Source organism: Sphingomonas immobilis, assembly GCF_030580995.1.
Lineage (GTDB): Bacteria > Pseudomonadota > Alphaproteobacteria > Sphingomonadales > Sphingomonadaceae > Sphingomonas > Sphingomonas immobilis.
In genome coordinates this window covers 16,634-33,623 of sequence record NZ_JAUQSZ010000011.1, presented here as the reverse complement: position 1 = coordinate 33,623, position 16,990 = coordinate 16,634, and the positions used below count along the sequence as shown (strand labels likewise).

13 protein-coding genes and 1 pseudogene are annotated in these 16,990 nt (G+C 67.5%); 5 read left to right on the top strand and 9 right to left on the bottom strand.

Features of this window, described 5'->3' with window-relative positions:
- Positions 1–303: 303 nt before the first annotated feature.
- On the top strand, positions 304–1,137 hold the full coding sequence (locus Q5H94_RS15240) for a CDP-alcohol phosphatidyltransferase family protein (protein ID WP_304562152.1): 834 nt from the start codon (positions 304–306) through the stop codon (positions 1,135–1,137).
- Between the two features lie 208 nt (positions 1,138–1,345).
- Here Q5H94_RS15240 and Q5H94_RS15235 read toward each other — a convergent pair whose 3' ends face one another.
- The 9 genes from Q5H94_RS15235 to Q5H94_RS15195 form a co-directional block, all read right to left on the bottom strand.
- Positions 1,346–2,389 carry a CorA family divalent cation transporter gene (locus Q5H94_RS15235; protein ID WP_304562151.1) on the bottom strand — a complete coding sequence of 348 codons (1,044 nt, stop codon included), beginning with the start codon at positions 2,387–2,389 and terminating at the stop codon, positions 1,346–1,348.
- Entirely contained in the window at positions 2,386–4,011 is a 1,626-nt protein-coding gene (locus tag Q5H94_RS15230; RefSeq protein ID WP_304562150.1) for an inorganic phosphate transporter, read from the bottom strand. The genes Q5H94_RS15235 and Q5H94_RS15230 overlap by 4 nt, the downstream gene beginning before the upstream one ends.
- Before the next feature lie 79 nt (positions 4,012–4,090).
- Positions 4,091–5,233, bottom strand: a complete 1,143-nt coding sequence (locus tag Q5H94_RS15225; RefSeq protein ID WP_304562149.1) for a glutathionylspermidine synthase family protein — start codon at positions 5,231–5,233, stop codon at positions 4,091–4,093.
- The gene (locus Q5H94_RS15220; RefSeq protein ID WP_304562148.1) at positions 5,230–5,613 is read right to left on the bottom strand and encodes a hypothetical protein; all 384 of its coding nucleotides are present in this window, start codon (positions 5,611–5,613) and stop codon (positions 5,230–5,232) included. The genes Q5H94_RS15225 and Q5H94_RS15220 overlap by 4 nt, the downstream gene beginning before the upstream one ends.
- A 91-nt stretch (positions 5,614–5,704) precedes the next feature.
- Positions 5,705–6,541, bottom strand: coding sequence for a SurA N-terminal domain-containing protein (locus Q5H94_RS15215; RefSeq protein ID WP_304562147.1), 837 nt, complete (start codon positions 6,539–6,541; stop codon positions 5,705–5,707).
- Positions 6,542–6,564: 23 nt separating this feature from the next.
- Positions 6,565–7,248 carry an exosortase C-terminal domain/associated protein EpsI gene (locus Q5H94_RS15210; RefSeq protein WP_304562146.1) on the bottom strand — a complete coding sequence of 228 codons (684 nt, stop codon included), beginning with the start codon at positions 7,246–7,248 and terminating at the stop codon, positions 6,565–6,567.
- On the bottom strand, positions 7,245–8,126 hold the full coding sequence (gene xrt / locus Q5H94_RS15205; protein WP_304562145.1) for an exosortase: 882 nt from the start codon (positions 8,124–8,126) through the stop codon (positions 7,245–7,247). Before xrt ends, Q5H94_RS15210 begins: the two co-directional genes overlap by 4 nt.
- Complete coding sequence (locus Q5H94_RS15200; protein ID WP_304562144.1) at positions 8,123–9,193, bottom strand: AI-2E family transporter; 1,071 nt, start codon at positions 9,191–9,193, stop codon at positions 8,123–8,125. Before Q5H94_RS15200 ends, xrt begins: the two co-directional genes overlap by 4 nt.
- A 16-nt stretch (positions 9,194–9,209) precedes the next feature.
- On the bottom strand, positions 9,210–10,955 hold the full coding sequence (locus tag Q5H94_RS15195) for an aspartyl protease family protein (protein ID WP_304562143.1): 1,746 nt from the start codon (positions 10,953–10,955) through the stop codon (positions 9,210–9,212).
- Positions 10,956–11,084: 129 nt separating this feature from the next.
- Between Q5H94_RS15195 and Q5H94_RS15190 the strand changes: the two genes are divergently transcribed.
- The 4 genes and pseudogenes from Q5H94_RS15190 to Q5H94_RS15175 all read left to right on the top strand — a co-directional run bounded on the left by Q5H94_RS15190 (position 11,085) and on the right by Q5H94_RS15175 (position 16,981).
- Complete coding sequence (locus tag Q5H94_RS15190) at positions 11,085–11,699, top strand: TetR/AcrR family transcriptional regulator (protein WP_304562142.1); 615 nt, start codon at positions 11,085–11,087, stop codon at positions 11,697–11,699.
- Between the two features lie 319 nt (positions 11,700–12,018).
- Entirely contained in the window at positions 12,019–12,405 is a 387-nt protein-coding gene (locus tag Q5H94_RS15185; RefSeq protein ID WP_304562141.1) for a hypothetical protein, read from the top strand.
- Positions 12,402–13,664 (top strand): efflux RND transporter periplasmic adaptor subunit, encoded by a 1,263-nt coding sequence (locus Q5H94_RS15180; RefSeq protein ID WP_304562140.1) that lies wholly within the window; start codon positions 12,402–12,404, stop codon positions 13,662–13,664. The genes Q5H94_RS15185 and Q5H94_RS15180 overlap by 4 nt, the downstream gene beginning before the upstream one ends.
- A 140-nt stretch (positions 13,665–13,804) precedes the next feature.
- A pseudogene (locus tag Q5H94_RS15175) lies at positions 13,805–16,981 on the top strand (efflux RND transporter permease subunit).
- Positions 16,982–16,990 lie beyond the last annotated feature (9 nt).

Genomic DNA, 16,990 nt, shown 5'->3' with positions numbered 1-16,990 from the left:
GAAAGCTTGGGAAATAGGCAAATCGCGGGCGATTTGCAGCAGGTGAACGGCCGCTTCGGGCCGTGGTGTGCGGAGGTGATGGGGGTGGTTTCAGGCTATGCAGCTGCGTAGCCGATCAGTCTGCGGAATTAGGTCCGATACCAACCTGTCCCGACTTTCTCCCGCCTCGTCGCCCCGGCTATAGTGTCGTGGAACGACTGTTTGGCATAACCTTCCGAAAGATGGGATAGAAGCGCCTGCGTTAAGCCCGTATCGATGCCATTGGAATGCTCCGGGAATGTCTTGCGCAAAAGGGATTTGCAGTTGAAGCTTTACCAAATCGACGGGCACGGTCAGGGGATTCCCGGCTCTGGTCTGGAAGCGGCGTTGGTGAACCCCTCTCAAATGCAGCCAGATTCTTTCCGGACAACCAGCACAGAAACTGCAAAATCAAAAGAAATCGAAAACGTAGTGCCCATCGATAATCCAGATCAGCCCGTGCATCACGTGCGGGTTAACAACAGCTTTTTGGCGACCCGTGAGCGGAATGCGTTACGTTGGCTGGCTGCGCGGACGCCGTCCGCCGTAACACCGGACCATCTGACACTCCTGGGACTGTTCGGCGCCGCTGTAGTCATGGCGGGATTTGCCGCCTGCCGCGTTTCGCCTTGGTTCGTTTGGCTGGCATTCCTCGGGCTTTTCATGAACTGGCTCGGAGATTCGCTGGACGGCACGCTTGCCCGCTATCGCAAGATCGAAAGGCCGGACTTCGGCTATTTCCTCGATCATTCGTGCGATCTTATCTCCCAGACCTTCATCTTCGTCGGGCTCGGCCTTTCGCCCTATTTCACGCTGTTCTCTGCCCTGCTCGCGCTTTCGATGTATCTGCTGATGACGAGCTTCACCTATCTGAAGGTGTTGATTCTCAAGACCCACCACCTGTCCTACTACGGCATGGGCGCGACCGAGTTGCGCCTGCTGCTGATAGCATGGCCGCTCTTCGCGCTGTGGTACGGCCCCAGCATGATCGACGCGCGGTTCATGGGCGCGCGCTGCATCGACATCACGATCTTCATCTTGTCGTCGCTGGTGTTTACGGCCTTCATGTGGAAGGTCTGGTCGGATGTCAGGCGGTTCCGGCCGATCCTCGACAAGTGACTTTCCGCGCGACGCGCGGAAAGTCACACCAAGGTCACGCTGGCTAGGTGTTTCCTGCGTCCCGAGTATACTTCGGGATGCGGTCGTGGGTAAGCGCGACTCCGGGCCGTCAGCCCCTTACGAAAGAGCCGCAGTGCGGATGGCGGCGATAGGCGGTGTCGGACAGCGGAATGCATTGGCGGTGCGGAGCCATTCCGCCATGGCAACCCTAGTTTCGATACCGCAGCAACAGCCACGTACCCAGCGACGACACCACAGCGATGACGGCCGCCTCGGCGGTGCCCATGCCGCCCGAGGAGAAGGGCAGATCCGAAGTATTCATTCCGAAGAAGCCGGTCACGAGCGTCGCCGGCAGGAGCAACGCGCTCATCATCGACAGGAAATAGAGGTTGCTGTTGGTCTTCTGCGCGGCGAGCAGATCGAGTTCTTCGCGTAAGGCTCGCATCTGGCCCTGCGTCGCGGCGATGTCGCCGTCGATGGCGGAGAGGCGCTGGGCGTAGCGCTCGACCACGCCGGTGATCGGATCGGGCAGCTCTGGCTCCTCCTCCAGGCGGTGCAGCACCGCCTTCAGCCCGCCGGTCAGCCGGTGCAGCCGCGCCGCCTGCCGCCGCACGCCGCTCACCGCCTGCGCGGCGCTGCGGTCGCCGCTGTGGAACTGGTCGTCGGCAGTCTGCACGCCGAGCGCGAGATCACGCGCCTGTTTCGAGAAGGAGGACGACACGACGTCGAGGATCAGCGCCAGCGCGGCGGTGTGATCGAGCGCGGCGGGCGCGCGGTCGAGGCGGCGGCGGATAAGGTCGGCGCATTGCACCGGATGATAACGGCCGGAGATGACGAGGCCGGGGCGGATCGCGACGTGCAGCGCGCTCAGCCCCTCGCTGTCGCCGCCAAGGTCGCGCGCGAAATCCTGGAACACCAGCCCGATCGCATCCTCTTCGACGAGACCGGTGGGATGATGTTCATGTCCGAGCAGCAGATCGGCGATCTCGCGCGGAAGCAGGTTTTCACGCAGCATCCAGGCGTGCGTGCGCTGATCGGCGAGGTTGAGGTGGAGCCACAGGAACGGGGCCTCCGCCTCCTTGCGGCGGCTTTTCCCGGTGGTGCGGGCGTGACCCTTCACCAGGGCCTCGGTGAAATCGTGGCGGACGTGCATCACGCCGTCCTCGTGAGTGGCCGCCCAGATCAGGCCGGGTTCGTTGACGAGCGCCGCGAAGGCGACGATCGCTTCCTCCGATTCCCGTCTCGCCGTCAAAAGACCGCGGTCAGCAGGATGTACAGCGTACCGGACAGGAGGATCGAGACCGGCAGCGTCAACACCCACGCCATCAGCATGTTGCGGATCGTCGACATCTGCAGCCCCGATCCGTTTGCTGCCATCGTGCCGGCGACGCCCGAAGACAGGACGTGCGTGGTCGAGACCGGCAGGCCGAGGTGATCCGCGCCGAAGATCGTCGCCATCGCCACCAGTTCGGCCGAGGCACCCTGCGCGTAGGTGAGGTGCGTCTTGCCGATCTTCTCACCGACCGTAACCACGATCCGCTTCCAGCCGACCATCGTGCCGAGACCGAGCGCGAAGGCGACCGCGATCTTCACCCACAAGGGGATGAAGCGCGTGCCCGCGTCGAGCGACCCGCGATAGGTGTCGAGCGCCTTCTGCTCGGCTTCGGAGAGGTGCAGGCTCTTTTCCTTGGCGATGCGCTTCATCGCTTCGGAGGCGAGATACATGTCGTTGCGCATGTTCTCGGACGCGGCGGCGGGCACCTTGGCGAGCGTGCCGTAGCCGTGGACCTGCTGGTCGATCTGCGTCACCAGCATGGCGGCGGCGGGGAGCGTGTTCGGTGTCAGCGCCTTGTCGGCGATATAGCGCTCCAGCGTGATGCGTGCGCGGGCGGCATCGGGCACGGTGTCGGGGATGCCGGCATGCGCCACGATCGCGGCATTGGCGGCCTTCGTGTTGGCGGCGAACTGCTGCTCATATTGTGCGGGGACGGCGCGGTTGAGCGCGTAGGCGGTCGGCACGGTGCCGATCAGGATGAGCATGATGAGGCCCATGCCCTTCTGCCCGTCGTTCGATCCGTGCGCGAAGCTGACGCCGGTGCAGGTGAAGATCAGCAGGCCGCGGATCCACAGCGGCGGCGGCGTGTCGCCCTTCGGCGCTTCGTAGAGCGTGCGGTTGCGGATCAGCACCTTCATCGCGAGGAACAGCAGGGCGGCAACGCCGAAGCCGATCAGCGGCGAGATGACGAGCGACTGGCCGATCTCGGTCGCCTTGCTCCAGTCGACGCCCGCCGTGCCGCTCTTGCCGTGCAGCAGCGCATTGGCGACGCCGACGCCGATGATCGAGCCGATCAGCGTGTGCGAGGAGGACGACGGGATGCCAAGCAGCCAGGTCGCGAGGTTCCAGATGATCGCCGCGATCAGCAGTGCGAAGATCATCGCGAAGCCGGCGGAAGAGCCGACCTGGAGGATCAACTCCACCGGCAGCAGCGAGATGATGCCGAAGGCAACCGCGCCGGTCGATGTCAGCACGCCGAGGAAGTTGAAGAAGCCCGACCAGACGACGGCGTAATTGGCCGGCATGGAATTGGTGTAGATGACGGTGGCGACGGCATTGGCGGTGTCGTGGAAGCCGTTCACGAATTCGAAGCCGAGCGCGATCACCAGCGCCAGGAAGAGGAGAAAGAAGGGCAGCAGCGCGATCGGTTCCGCCTGAGCGGCGGCTGCATCGGTGTAGACGCTGTAAGTGACGTAAATCAGCGCGGCGGCGATCGCGGCGAAGAGGCCGATGGTCGCGGCACCGCCGAGCCCCTTGTCGAGATCGGGACGTCCGGATTTCGTCGAATCGACTCCCGACTCGATCGCTGCACTCGCCATTGCCTACGCCCCCGGTTTCCGCGCTTAGCGGTAGCCGTGCTTTATGACAGTTCTGCAACGGTCGCGGGCGACCGCCGGGTCAGCCCTCGACGATGTGCGGCACGAAGCGGGCGGTGTTGCCGGTGATCAACCCGTCCTCGCGGATGCCAAGGCCCGCGGGCACGCCGTCGACCACCCAGCTGCCCAGGACGGGGAAAACGCCCGGCGCGGTTTCCGGAAGCGCGAAGATCTCCTGATAGACATAGCCCTCCTCGCCGTAGTCGCCGCCCGTTTCCGCGACGACGGCACCGCCCTTGCGCATCGAGACGTTGGCCCCTTCGCGCGCCAGCAAGGGCTTGGCGATGGCGTCGCCGGGCGGCACCGACAGGCTCGCGCCGAGCAAGTTCGGATGGCCGGGATACATGTCCCACAGTACCGCCAGGATCGCCTTGTTGCTCCAGATCATCTTCCAGACCGGCTCGATCCAGAGCGTCGCGGGCAGGCTCTCGATCAGGTTCGCCCCGAACGCCTCGCCGACCAGCCATTCCCAGGGATAGAGTTTGAAGATGGCGCGCATCTGCCGCTCGTCGAGATCGACGAAGCAGCGGCGCGCGGCGTCCCAGCCGAGATCGTCGATCAGGATCGCCTCGCTGGCGACGCCCGCCTCCGCCGCCGTGTCGCGCAGATAGGTGGTGGTGATCGTATCTTCGCCGGCATCGTCGGCGACGTGCGCGAAGTGGAGGATCTCGGGCAGCAGCGGCGCGAGATCGCGCCATTTGGCGACGAGCGCATCGTGCAGGTCGTTCCACTGGCCGCTTCCGGGGAAACACTCCTCCTTCCACGCCCATTGCACCACCGCCGCCTCGATCAGGCTGGTGGGCGTGTCGCAGTTGAATTCGAACAGTTTCGGCGGCCCCTTGCCGTCGTAGCCGAGATCGAAGCGGCCGTAGTTGAGCGCGGGTGGTTCCGCATCCCAGCTGTCGCGGATCGCCGCGCGCGCCAGTTCGGGGATGCCGAAGGCGGCCATCATGTCCGGCGTGTCGATCACGCGCTGGCCGGCGGCTAGGAACATCTCGTAGAGGTCCGCCGTCGCTGCCTCCAGCGCCCGGACCTCGGCCGCGGTGAAGCTGTAGCAGGCGCTCTCGTCCCAATAGGGGCGGCCGTCGACCGAGTGCCAGACGAGCCCCAGCGCCTCGACCTTGTGCTGCCAGTCGGGACGCGGCGCGAGCGTGCGCCGGATCACTCGCCGAAGCCGCCGAAGCTGCGCGCCGACGATCCGAAGCCGCCGCGCGAGATCGCCGCGGAGCGCGTCATCGCGGTGCCGGCGGGCGCGTGATAATAGGTCGATCCGGCCGCGCGGGCGAAGGAGCCGCCGGTAGCGCGCTCGCCGTAATAGGGCACTCGGCTGTTGCGGCTGAGATAATACCAGGCGAACGCGCCCGCCATCACGCCGCTGCTGCCGCTATGCGCGCGCTGGCAATTGGCATCGGCGACGCGCTGGCCCGCCTTGTCGGTGCAAACCGCGGTGTCGCGCTGCGCCGTCCAGTCGCCCTGATCGTTCGAGCAGGCGCCGGCGATCAGCGCGGCCGAGATCGCGGTGGTGAGTTTCAGGTCGAATTTCATCAAACTTCCCTATCTTCGCGCATATCGTACGCCGGGTGCGGTCGCGGGGATTGGATCGATGCGACATGGATACCGTAGTAATATCAGATAGTTACTTCTTCTTGTCGGGCGCGGGCGCGGCGTAGCCGGGGCTGTAGACGATCTTGGCCTTGGCGCGGTCCGCCTTCAGGCGATCCTCCACGAAGGCCGTCAGGCCGTCGTTGAGGATCATCGCGCGCGCCGCATCGGGCCATTGCGATTCGGGGATCGGCGCGGGGCGGACCTCGATCACTTCGGTGACGTAGACGCGGTCGCCCTGCGTGGTGACGACCGCCTTGCCGATCGGCTGCGCCAGCGCCTGCTGCCGGATCGTCGCCGGCGCATTGGCGGTATCGACCATCATGCGATCGCGCTGCGCCGTCATGCCGGCCGACTTGAGCCCGTCGAGCACCGCCTCGACATGGCCCATCTGCGTCATTTCCTCGGGCGTGAAGGCGTTGTTGGCGGGCGCGTTGAGGCGATCGACGACGATGACCTTGCGATCGCCGAACTTCTCGGGATGGGCGGCGATATATTTCGCGACCTCGCTGTCGCTGGCGGTGCCGACGTCGCGCTTCCAGCGATCGATCATGATCTCACCCAGCGCGATCTCGCGCTGGCGCAGCATCTGCAGCAGGAAATTGGGGTTCTGGTCGATCTTGAGCGTCTTTGCCTCGGCGAGCAGCAGTTTGCGGCGCACGAGCCGCTCCAGATAGGCGTTGCGGTTCTTCTCCGCCTCGGCCTGGACGCGCGGATCGCGCTCCTGCGACATCTCGAAGGCGAGTTCGCCCTGCGTGATCTCGACGCCGTCGACGCTGGCGACGACCTGCTTCGGGGCAGTGTCGGTCTTGTTGCAGCCGGCGAGCAGGACGAGCGCGCCCGCGATGGCGACCCGGTTAGCGATGCTCATGATAGTCTCCCCCAAATTCTCGTTCATGCCCCCGGACCGAGCAGGACAGCACGCCCCGCCCCGCCCAGCGACGCCACCAGCGCGGCGGCGAAACCGGCCAGCGTCGCCCGCGCCGCCGCCGCATCGCCGCCGATCAGCGAGGCGCGCGCGAGCACGCCGTCGGGGATCGTGCGGCCGAGGCTCTGCTGCACGATCAGCCCGCGCGTGTCGCCCTGCGTCTGCGGATAGCGCGTGCCGATCCGCGTCCAGTAGAGGATATGTTCGACCCGGTCGCCGCGCGTGGCGGTGACGAACAGCGCCGGGATCGGCGCGGCGCCACCCCGCGCCACGGCGAGCGGCGTCGTCGGCCCGATCGCGAAGCCCTGCGCCGGGTAGCACCATTCGGGGCTGTGCAGCATCAGCGAATAGTCCTGCCGGTGGCCATAGGCGACCGCGAGCATGACGCCGTCGCCCGCCGCATCGGCATAGAAGCGGCCGATGACGGCATCGTACATCGCCTCGGTCGTCTCGTCGGCGGGCGGGGTGACGAGGCCGGTGCCGCGCACCGTCCGGTACGGCCCGACGCTGCCGGGCACCGCCGCCTCCAACTGCGCGGCCGAGATGCGCGGCGGCGCGGGGCGCAGCGCGATCAGCCCGCCCGCACCCGCGATCAGCGTCAGCGCGCCGGCGCAGAGCAACTCGCGGCGCGCAAGACCCTCCCCGCTCATCGCGACAGCCGGTGGCGGAGCGGCGCGAGCAGGCTGTCGATCCCGACCAGCAGGCCGAGCGCCACGAAGAACATGAACAGCCCCGCCGCCTGATGCAGCAGCCCCTCCGCCCAGCTTTCGCCGCCGTAGTGCATCAGCAGCATCAGGCAAAGCACGCGCACGAAATTGGCGGCGACGGCGATCGGCAGGATCAGCGCGGCGAGCAGCAGCGCATAGCGCCAGTCGCTCCGGTGCAGCAGGTAGATGTAGAACAGCCCGATCGCCATCAGGCTGACGAGCGTGTTCATCCCCGAACAGGCGGCGGCGACGACGAGCTGATACTGATCGATATACATGTCGGGCCCGCTGAGCGCGACCTGGAAGCCCGCCCACGACATGACATCGACCGCGCGCGACGCGATGCCGAGCTTCAGCGCGAGCGTGATCCCCGCCATCACCGATTGCGGCGGCGGAATGAGAAAGGCGAGATAGACGAGCGGGAACCACAGCCGCGCGAGCGCGCGCCCGCCGATGACGAGATAGAGCGCGGCGATCAGCAGGACATAGGCCCCCGCCACCGCCAGCGCCGCCCAGCCGGTGGCGTGGCCGAGCAGCAGGACGGGCGCCCCGCCAACGATCAGGATCGCGGCGAGCCAGCCCTTGCCGGGCGCGAACAGCGGCCGCAGCGCGGTGCCCTCGCGCAGGAGCAGCCAGAGGCCGGTGAAGAGGATGATCGGGCCGTGCGCGCCCTGCTCGGTCGTCCAGACGGTGGTGGCGAGGCCGTAGAGGACGGGCGCGGCGACGAGGACGCCGGCGGCGATCAGCGGCCAGTGCCGCCGCCATGCCTGCGTCGGGTGCGCCGGGCTCTCCACGCGCGGCAGTGCCTGCGTCGCGGTCACGCGGGAGGGGATTTGGCGAGGAAATCCCGCCACAGCAGGATCAGCACCGCCATCGTCGCGGGGCCGAGGAACAGGCCGAGCAGGCCGAAGGTCTCGACGCCGCCGAGGATGCCGATCAGCACCCACAGGAACGGAAGCTGCGTCGCGCCGCCGATCAGTGCGGGGCGGATGAAGTGATCGGCGATGAAGATCACGACGAGGCCGATGACGATCACCGCGATCGCGGCCGTCACGCCGCCGGGGCCCGCGAGCAGCAGCAGCGCGGCGATGGCGAACATCAGCGCGGCGCCGAAGGGGATCATCGCGGCGATGGCGGTGAGCGCGCCGAGCAGCAGCGGGTGCGGCACGCCGAGCACGGCATAGACCGCCGCCATCACCGCGCCGACGCCGATGCCGACCAGCACCAGCCCGTCGATCGTGCCGCGGATCGACAGCAGCGCCTGCACGGCGATCCGCTCCCCCGCCGGCCCGAGCAGCCGGTCGCCGGCATTGTGCGCCTGCGCGAGGATCGCGTCGCGGTCGCGCAGCAGGAAGAACAACGTCAGCAACGTGAAGCCGAAGATCACCGCGCGGTGCAGCACGTTGCTGCCGATGAGGCGGGTCTGCGCGAACCACTGCGCGCTCTGGAGTTGATGGATGTGGAGCGTCGCCGCCTCGGGCGTCGCGAGGTTTTCCTGCCACCATTTCGTCGTGGCGTCCGCGCCGAAGGGAAGCGTGTGGACCCAGGCCGGGACCGGCACGCCGTTGGTGCGCGCGATCGCCATCCAGCGCAGCAGATCGTGCGCCTCGCGCGCGGCCTCCGCCACGAACAGCGCGAGCGGGATGAGGACGAGCAGCGCGACCGCGAGCGTGGCGACGGCGGCGAAGATCGTGCGCGCCCTGGCGGAGCGGCCCGGCCCGAGGAAGCGTTGTTGCAGGGGATCGAGCGCGACGGCGATCACCACCGCCCACAGGAACGCCGGCACGAAGCCCGATACGATCCACAGCCCGAACAGCGCGAGCGCCGTGACCAGCACAACCTTGCCGATGAGCCGCGCACGCGCGCGGGCGGGATCCGCTTCGTCCATGTCGCTGTCTTAGCGGCTATTCGTCGAGATGATACCGCTTCGCGCGCTCGGCGAAGCGCGGGTTGATCGCGAGGGCGGCGGTGCGGTCGGCGTCGCCCTCCGCCGTCTTGCCGAGGCGGCGCTTAAGGGTGCCGCGCATGTAGAGCGACCAGCCGTTGCGGGGCTGCGCCACGATCGCCGCGTCGTAATCGGCCAGCGCCTTGTCGAGCGCGCCGCGCCGGAACCAGACGAGCGCGCGGCTGTCGAGATAGCCCGAGACGCCGGGGCGCAGGCGCAGCGCCGCGTTGCAATCGTCGAGCGCCTTGTCGACGTCCTTGCCGAGCATCGCGCGCGAGAAGCAGCGGCCGTTGAGCGCGACGGCGCGGTCGTGGTCCTCGGTGTGGCTGGTCAGCCATGCGCTGAAATTGGCGATGGCGAGATCGTGGTCGTTCGCCGCCCCCGCCATGCCACCGAGCCGCAGCCGCATGTCGGACGACGGCGCGAGCGCCTGATCCGCCGCCTTGAGATCGGTCAGCGCGCCGTCGGGGTCGCGCGCGCCGAGCCGGAGCCCCGCGCGCGCCAGCCTTGGCTCGGCATCGTTCGGCGCGAGCGCGATCGCCTTGTCGAGATCGGCCGCGCCGAGCAGCGGCTGGCGGTTCGAGAGATAGGCGACGGCACGCTGGAACAAATAGTGCGCATCGTCGGGGGCGAGCGCGAGCGCCTTGTCGAGATCGGCGATCGCCGCGTCATATTTGCGGCCGGCGCTGGCGACGCCGGCGCGGCGCGCATAGCCGGCCGCGTCCTTGGGCTCGCCCGCGGTATCGGTGAGATCGAGCGCCGTGCCCTTGTCGTCGACCGCGCCCTTGGGATCGAGCCCGAACATCGGCCCGCCGGCGTAGCTGACGAACATGCGGTGATTGGCATTGTCGACGTACAACCGGTGGCTGAGGAAGAAATCGAAGCCGATGATCATGTCGACATCGATCGCATCACGTTCGGTGATGTTGATCCACGGCCGCTTGATCGTCTCGCCGCCGATGTCGATCGTATCGAAGCGCGCGCGCCACGTTCTCGCCTGGCCGGTGCCGAGGCCGCGCGCGAAGCCGTCGCGCGTGACGCCGGGGCTGTCGGGGGTGACGCCGATGCGCTTCGCCGCCTTGAGCGTGAGCGAGGAGCGCGGCGCGCCGGTGTCGAACATCGCCTTCACCTTGACGCCGTTGACGGTGACGGTGCCGATCGTGTGGCGCTGGGCGGGGCTCATCGGTTCGAGCGGGACGACGGCGGTGGCGCGGTCGCCCGCCCAATAGGCGAGCCCCCGGTCCTTGCAGCCCTTGCCGCGCATCAGCCGGACGGCACCGTGGAGGAAATCATATTCGACATCGGCGATGCCGAGGATATTCTGGCCGAGCAGCCCGGCGAAGCCGGTGTCGCTGCCGCCGACGCCGAACTCGATGCGCGGCACCGTCTGCCCGGCGATCTCGAAATTCGTCGCGGTGGCGACGCCGAGCGACGCGGTGCCGCCGATGCCACGGATGCGCGCATTGCCGAGGCTTTCGGGCTTGAGGCCGTATTCGAGCGCGTTGGCGCGGGCGATGGTCGAATAGAAGGCACCGCTATCGAGGATGAAGCGCGCCTCCTTGCCGTCGAACCTGGCGGTGACGACCGCGCGCTGTTGCGAGATGGCGACGGGGATTTCGAGGAACTTCTCGACGGTGCATTCCGCGTGGGCGGCGGCGGGGAGGAACAGGGTTCCGCACAGGATCAACGACGCGACACGCAGCATGGCCACTCCTTCATCACCCCCCGGATCGCCCTATAGGCCGTATATTGCACGACCGCGACCAGCCGGGATGGCGGCGCGGTGGAATTGATCCTAGACGATGCGCGACGGGCTCACTATATACCGATCGGTATGGAACAGACTCTAGCGCCTCCGCCGCCCAAGGGACGGCCCCGCGAATTCTGCACCGAGGCCGCGCTCGCCGCCGCTTTGCGCGTGTTCTGGAAGAACGGGTACGAGAGCGCGTCGATGGCGGAACTGACCGCAGCGATGGGCATCACCAAGCCCAGCCTCTATGCCGCGTTCGGTAACAAGGAGCAGCTTTTCCACAAGGCGCTCGACCTCTACGAGCAGGAAAAACTGGCCTATACCAAGTCCGCGTTGTCCGCGCCGACCGCGCGCGGTGTGGCCGAGCGGATGCTGAAGGGCGCGCTCGAGATGCAGAGCAATGCGGGCGACCCCAAGGGGTGTCTCGCCGTGATGAGCGTCGTGTCGTGCGGGGCTGAAGCCGAGTCGATCCGCAACGACGTGATCGCGCGGCGCGCCTCCTCCGGCGCGGCACTGCTCGCGCGGTTCCAGGAGGCGAAGGACGCCGGCGAGTTTCCCGACGGGCTGGAGCCTGAGGCTTTGGTGCAATTCCTCTATGCGATCATGCAGGGCATCGCCGTGCAGGCGGGTGCGGGCACGAGCTGCGCCGATCTGTCGCGCGTCGTCGAAACCAGCATGGCCGTCTGGCCGACCAGATAATCCGGCGCGAAGCCGAGCTTCGTTCATCTGATAGAAATAAATTACCTAGCGGTACAGAATGCGGTTGACGCGATGCAGCATCCCATTATATACCGCTTGGTATTGAAGATCGGGACCGCAACGAACCCGACCGCACCACAGATGATTTGATTGCCCGCGGGGGTGCTTTCAGCGCTTTCGCTCCTCAAAGTTTCGACCGCAGACATCGGGACGCGCACGCGCTTCCCGTGCCGCATGTTCCTTGCCAGGCCATCGGCCCCGGAGGCGATACGTCGCCTCGCGGACCGGAGACCTGCGCCCTTATCCAAGGAGATATCCGATGGCCTATCTCGATCTCGCCCAGCCCTACGCCGCCCCCGTCGCGCAGCGTGCGACAAAAGCCCCTGCCGCCGCCTTCACCGCGCTCGAATGGAGCGTGATCGCGGTGGCCAAGCGCGACCGCATCAGCAGCCTGGAGGAGCCGGGCCCGCTCAGCCGTGCGCTCGGCAGCCTGTTCGGGCTCGGGCGCGAATCGCGCCTGTCGGAGCCGCGGCTGGAAACGCTGCGGCGGCTCGCGGTCCACGCCTGGCGGCGCGGCTATGCGCTGCCCGCGTCCGAGGTCGCGCGCTTCCTGAAGGAAGGTTTCACGATGGCGCAGGCCGAACTGCTGGTGGCGAGCGTCACCGGCGGCAAGGTCGGCCAGCTCGCATGGAAGATCGCCGCATGAACATGGAAACGCATATCGAGCCGGCAACGACCGACGACGCGCCGAAGCGAGGCTTTTCGAAGCTCTCAGCCTGGCAGCGCGGCGCGGTCGTGCTGGTGCCGCTCGCGCTGATCGGCGTGGGCGTGACCAAGCTCACCGCCCCCGCCCCCGCCGCCTTCGTCATGCCGCCCGCCTCGGTAACGGTGGCGACGCCGCTGGTGCGCGAAGTGAGCGAATGGGATGATTACACCGGCCGCTTCGCCCCCAGCCGCACCGTCGAGATCCGCCCGCGCGTGGCGGGCGAGGTCGTCGGCATTCACTTCAAGGACGGCGAGGTCGTGCAGAAGGGGCAGTTGCTCTTCACCATCGATCCGCGCCCGTTCGCGGCGGCACTGGCCGAGGCGCGCGCCAATGCGGCGAGCGCCGGCAGCGCGCTGACGCTCGCCAAGTCCGACTTCGCGCGTGCATCGCGTCTGGTCGGCGACGAGGCGGTGTCCGCGGGCGAGGTCGATTCCTTGCGCGCGAAGATGCAGTCGGCACAGGCTGCGCTGGCGGCCGCCCAAGCCGTCGTGCGCACGCGCAGCCTCGACATGGACTTCACACAGGTGCGCGCGCCGATCGCGGGCCGTATCTCCGACCGCCGCGTCGATGCCGGCAACCAGGTCGCGGGCGGTGCGGGCACGGGCGGCACGGTGCTGACCGTGATCAACGCGCTCGACCCGATCTACTTCACCTTCGACGGATCGGAGGCGCTGTACCTCAAGACGCAGCGTGCGCGTCAGCCGGGCGCGGCACCGGCGGCGGTCGAGATCCAGTTGCAGGACGAGACCGAGCATCGCTGGAAGGGGCGGCTCGATTTCACCGACAACGGCCTCGACCAGCGTTCGGGCACGATCCGCGCGCGCGCCGTGCTCAACAACCCGAATTACTTCCTGACGCCGGGCATGTTCGGCAACATGCGCCTCGCCAGCGCGGGCACGACCAGGGCACTGCTGGTGCCCGACAGCGCCGTGCAGACCGATCAGGCGCGGAAGATCGTGCTGGTGGTCGACAAGGCCGGCCTCGCGGCGGCCAAGCCGGTCGAGCTCGGGCCGGTGGTCGATGGGCTGCGCGTGATCCGCTCGGGCCTCGCACCCACCGACAAGGTGGTGATCGCGGGCATCAACGCGGCGCCGGGCGCCAAGGTCGATCCGCATCCGGGCAAGATCGCGCCGGTGCAGGCCGCACCCGCGCCGGGTGTCGCGCTGCCGGTGGCGGGCGAGGCGACGCTGAGCCGGTAACGGCCCCGCCCCCACCCCGTTCGCCCTGAGCGAAGTCGAAGGGCGTGCCCAGATCACGTACTTCGACTTCGCTCAGTACGAACGGAGTGAGAGGGCGATCTTTTTGAATTGAACCGATCCTCTTCGGAAGGACTGTATCCATGCGCCTCTCGCGCTTCTTCATCACGCGGCCGATCTTCGCGGGCGTGATCGCCGTGGTGATCACGCTCGTCGGCGCGATCGCCTATTTCGGGCTGCCGGTGTCGCAATATCCCGACATCATCCCGCCGACCGTGACCGTGACCGCCAATTACCCCGGCGCATCGGCCGAGACGGTGGCGGAGACCGTCGCCGCGCCGATCGAGCAGGAGATCAACGGCGTCGACAACATGCTCTACCAGAGCAGTCAGTCGACCGGCGACGGCACCGTCGTCATCACCGTCACCTTCAAGATCGGCACCGATCTGGATGCCGCGCAGGTGCTGGTGCAGAACCGCGTCGCGGTGGCATCGCCCCGCCTGCCCGAAGAGGTGCAGCGGCTCGGCATCGTGACGCGCAAGACGTCGCCGGACTTCCTGATGGTCGTCAACCTCGTGTCGCCCGACGACAGCCTCGATCGCGGATACATCTCCAACTATGCGCTGACGCAGGTGCGTGATCGCCTGAGCCGCATCGACGGCGTGGGCGACGTGCGGCTGTTCGGCAGCCGCGACTATTCGATGCGCGTGTGGATCGACCCCGGCCGCGCCGCCGCGCTCGACCTGACCGCCGGAGAGATCGTCGCCGCGCTGAAAGCGCAGAACGTGCAGGTCTCGGCGGGCAGCCTCGGCGCGCCGCCGTACAATCAGGGCAATGCCTATCAGGTCAGCGTCGAGACGCAGGGCCGCCTCAACGATCCCAAGCAGTTCGCCGACGTCGTCATCCGCACCGACCCCGATGGCCGCCAGGTCAAGGTGTCCGACGTCGCGCGCGTCGAGCTGGGCGCACAGGATTACGGCACCAACACCTATCTGTCGGGCAAGCCGACCGTCATCCTCGGCGTGTTCCAGCGCCCCGGATCGAACGCGCTCGACGCCGCCCAGCACGTCAAGGCGGCGATGGACGATATGCAGAAGTCCTTCCCCAAGGGCATGGCGTACAGCGTCATCTACAATCCGACCGAGTTTATCTCGCAGTCGATCGAGGCGGTGCAGCACACGCTGATCGAAGCGATCGTGCTGGTCGTGATCGTCATCCTCGTCTTCCTGCAGAAATGACGCGCGGCGATCATCCCGGTGATCGCGATCCCGGTGTCGCTGATCGGCACCTTCGCGGTGCTGGCGGCGTTCGGCTACAGCCTCAACAACCTGTCGCTGTTCGGGCTGGTGCTGGCGATCGGCATCGTCGTCGACGACGCGATCGTCGTGGTCGAGAACGTCGAGCGCAATCTGGAGCACGGCCTCTCGCCGCTGGAGGCCGCGCGCACCTCGATGGACGAGGTGTCGGGCGCGCTGGTGGCGATCGTGCTGGTGCTGTTCGCGGTGTTCGTGCCGACGGTGTTCCTGACGGGCATCTCGGGCGCGTTCTACCGCCAGTTCGCGGTGACGATCTCGACCGCGACGGCGATCTCGCTGATCCTGTCGCTGACGCTGTCGCCCGCGCTGGCCGCGATCCTGCTCAAGCCTTCCGGGGCGCGTAGCGAAGGCCGCTTCGGCCGGATGGTGACGCGCGCCGGCGATGCCTTCAACCGCGGGTTCGAGCGGCTGAGCAACTGGTATGCGCGCGTCACGCTGACGCTGGTGCAGGCACCGCGCCGGATGATGACCGCCTATGCCGGGCTGATTGCGGTGACGGTCGGCGTGTTCTGGGCGACGCCCACCGGCTTCGTGCCGGCGCAGGACCAGGCGTACTTCCTGACCGCGATCTTCCTGCCGCCGGGTTCCTCGGTCGAGCGCACCGACGCGGTGATGAAGAAGGTGGTGCAGCGCATCTTGCCGATCCCCGGCGTGAAGGGCGCTGTGATGCTGGCGGGCTTCCACGGCCCCTCGCAGACGCTCGCCCCCAATGCGGGTGCCGCCTACATCCCGCTCGAGAGCTTCGCCGACCGCGAGAAGATCGGCGCGAGCGTCGGCAAGATCATGGCCGAGGCGATGAAGGAGACGGCGGACGTCAACGACGCGCGCATCTTCATCCTGCCGCCGCCGCTGATCCAGGGCATCGACTCCGGGGGTGGCTATCGCATGATCGTCAAGGATCCGCAGAGCCGCGGCTACAAGGAACTGGGCGACGCCGCCTACGGCGTGATCGGCAAGGCCAACCAGACGAAGGGGCTGGCGATGGTCCACACCTTCTTCGACACCGCCACGCCGCGCGTGTTCGCCGATGTCGACCGCACCAAGGCCAACATGCTGGGCGTGCCGCCGGAGCGGGTGTTCGAGGCGTTGCAGGTCTATCTGGGCTCCGCGTTCGTCAACGACTTCAACCTGCTGGGGCGGACCTACCGCGTGACGGCGCAGGCCGATGCGCCCTACCGCGCATCGCCGGCCGATATCGCCAACCTCAAGACGCGCTCGAACTCCGGGCAGATGGTGCCGATCGGTTCGGTCTCCACCTTCAAGGACAAGACCGGGCCGTACCGCGTGACGCGCTACAACCTCGCGCCCGCGGTCGAGGTCGACGGCGATACCGCCCCCGGCTTCTCCTCCGGGCAGGCGCTGGTGGCGATGGCGAAGGTCGGCGACACGCTGCCCGCAGGCTATACGCACGAATGGACGGGCATCGCCTATCAGCAGCAGATCGCCGGCAACACGGCGGGCATCGTCTTTGCGATGGCGGTGGTGTTCGTCTTCCTCGTGCTAGCGGCGCAATATGAAAGCCTGACGCTGCCGCTGGCGATCGTGCTGATCGTGCCGATGTGTCTGCTCGCAGCGATGACCGGCGTGAACCTGCGCGGCATGGACAACAACGTGCTGACGCAGATCGGGCTGGTCGTGCTGATCGCGCTCGCTGCCAAGAACGCGATCCTCGTCGTCGAATTCGCCAAGCAGGCGGAGGAGCAGGACGGATTGTCGCCGGTCGAAGCGGCGGTGCAGGCGGCGCAGACGCGCCTCCGCCCGATCCTGATGACGAGCTTCGCCTTCATCCTCGGCGCGCTGCCGCTGGTGACGGCGACCGGCGCGGGCGCGGAGTTGCGCCAGGCGCTGGGCACGGCGGTGTTCTTCGGAATGATCGGCGTCACCGGCTTCGGCCTGCTCTTTACGCCGACCTTCTACGTGGTGTGCCGCGCGCTCGCGGTCCGGCTGTCGCGCCGCAAGCGTGCCGCCGAGCCGAACGCGCCGCACCTTCAGCCCGCAGAATAAGGGACTGAC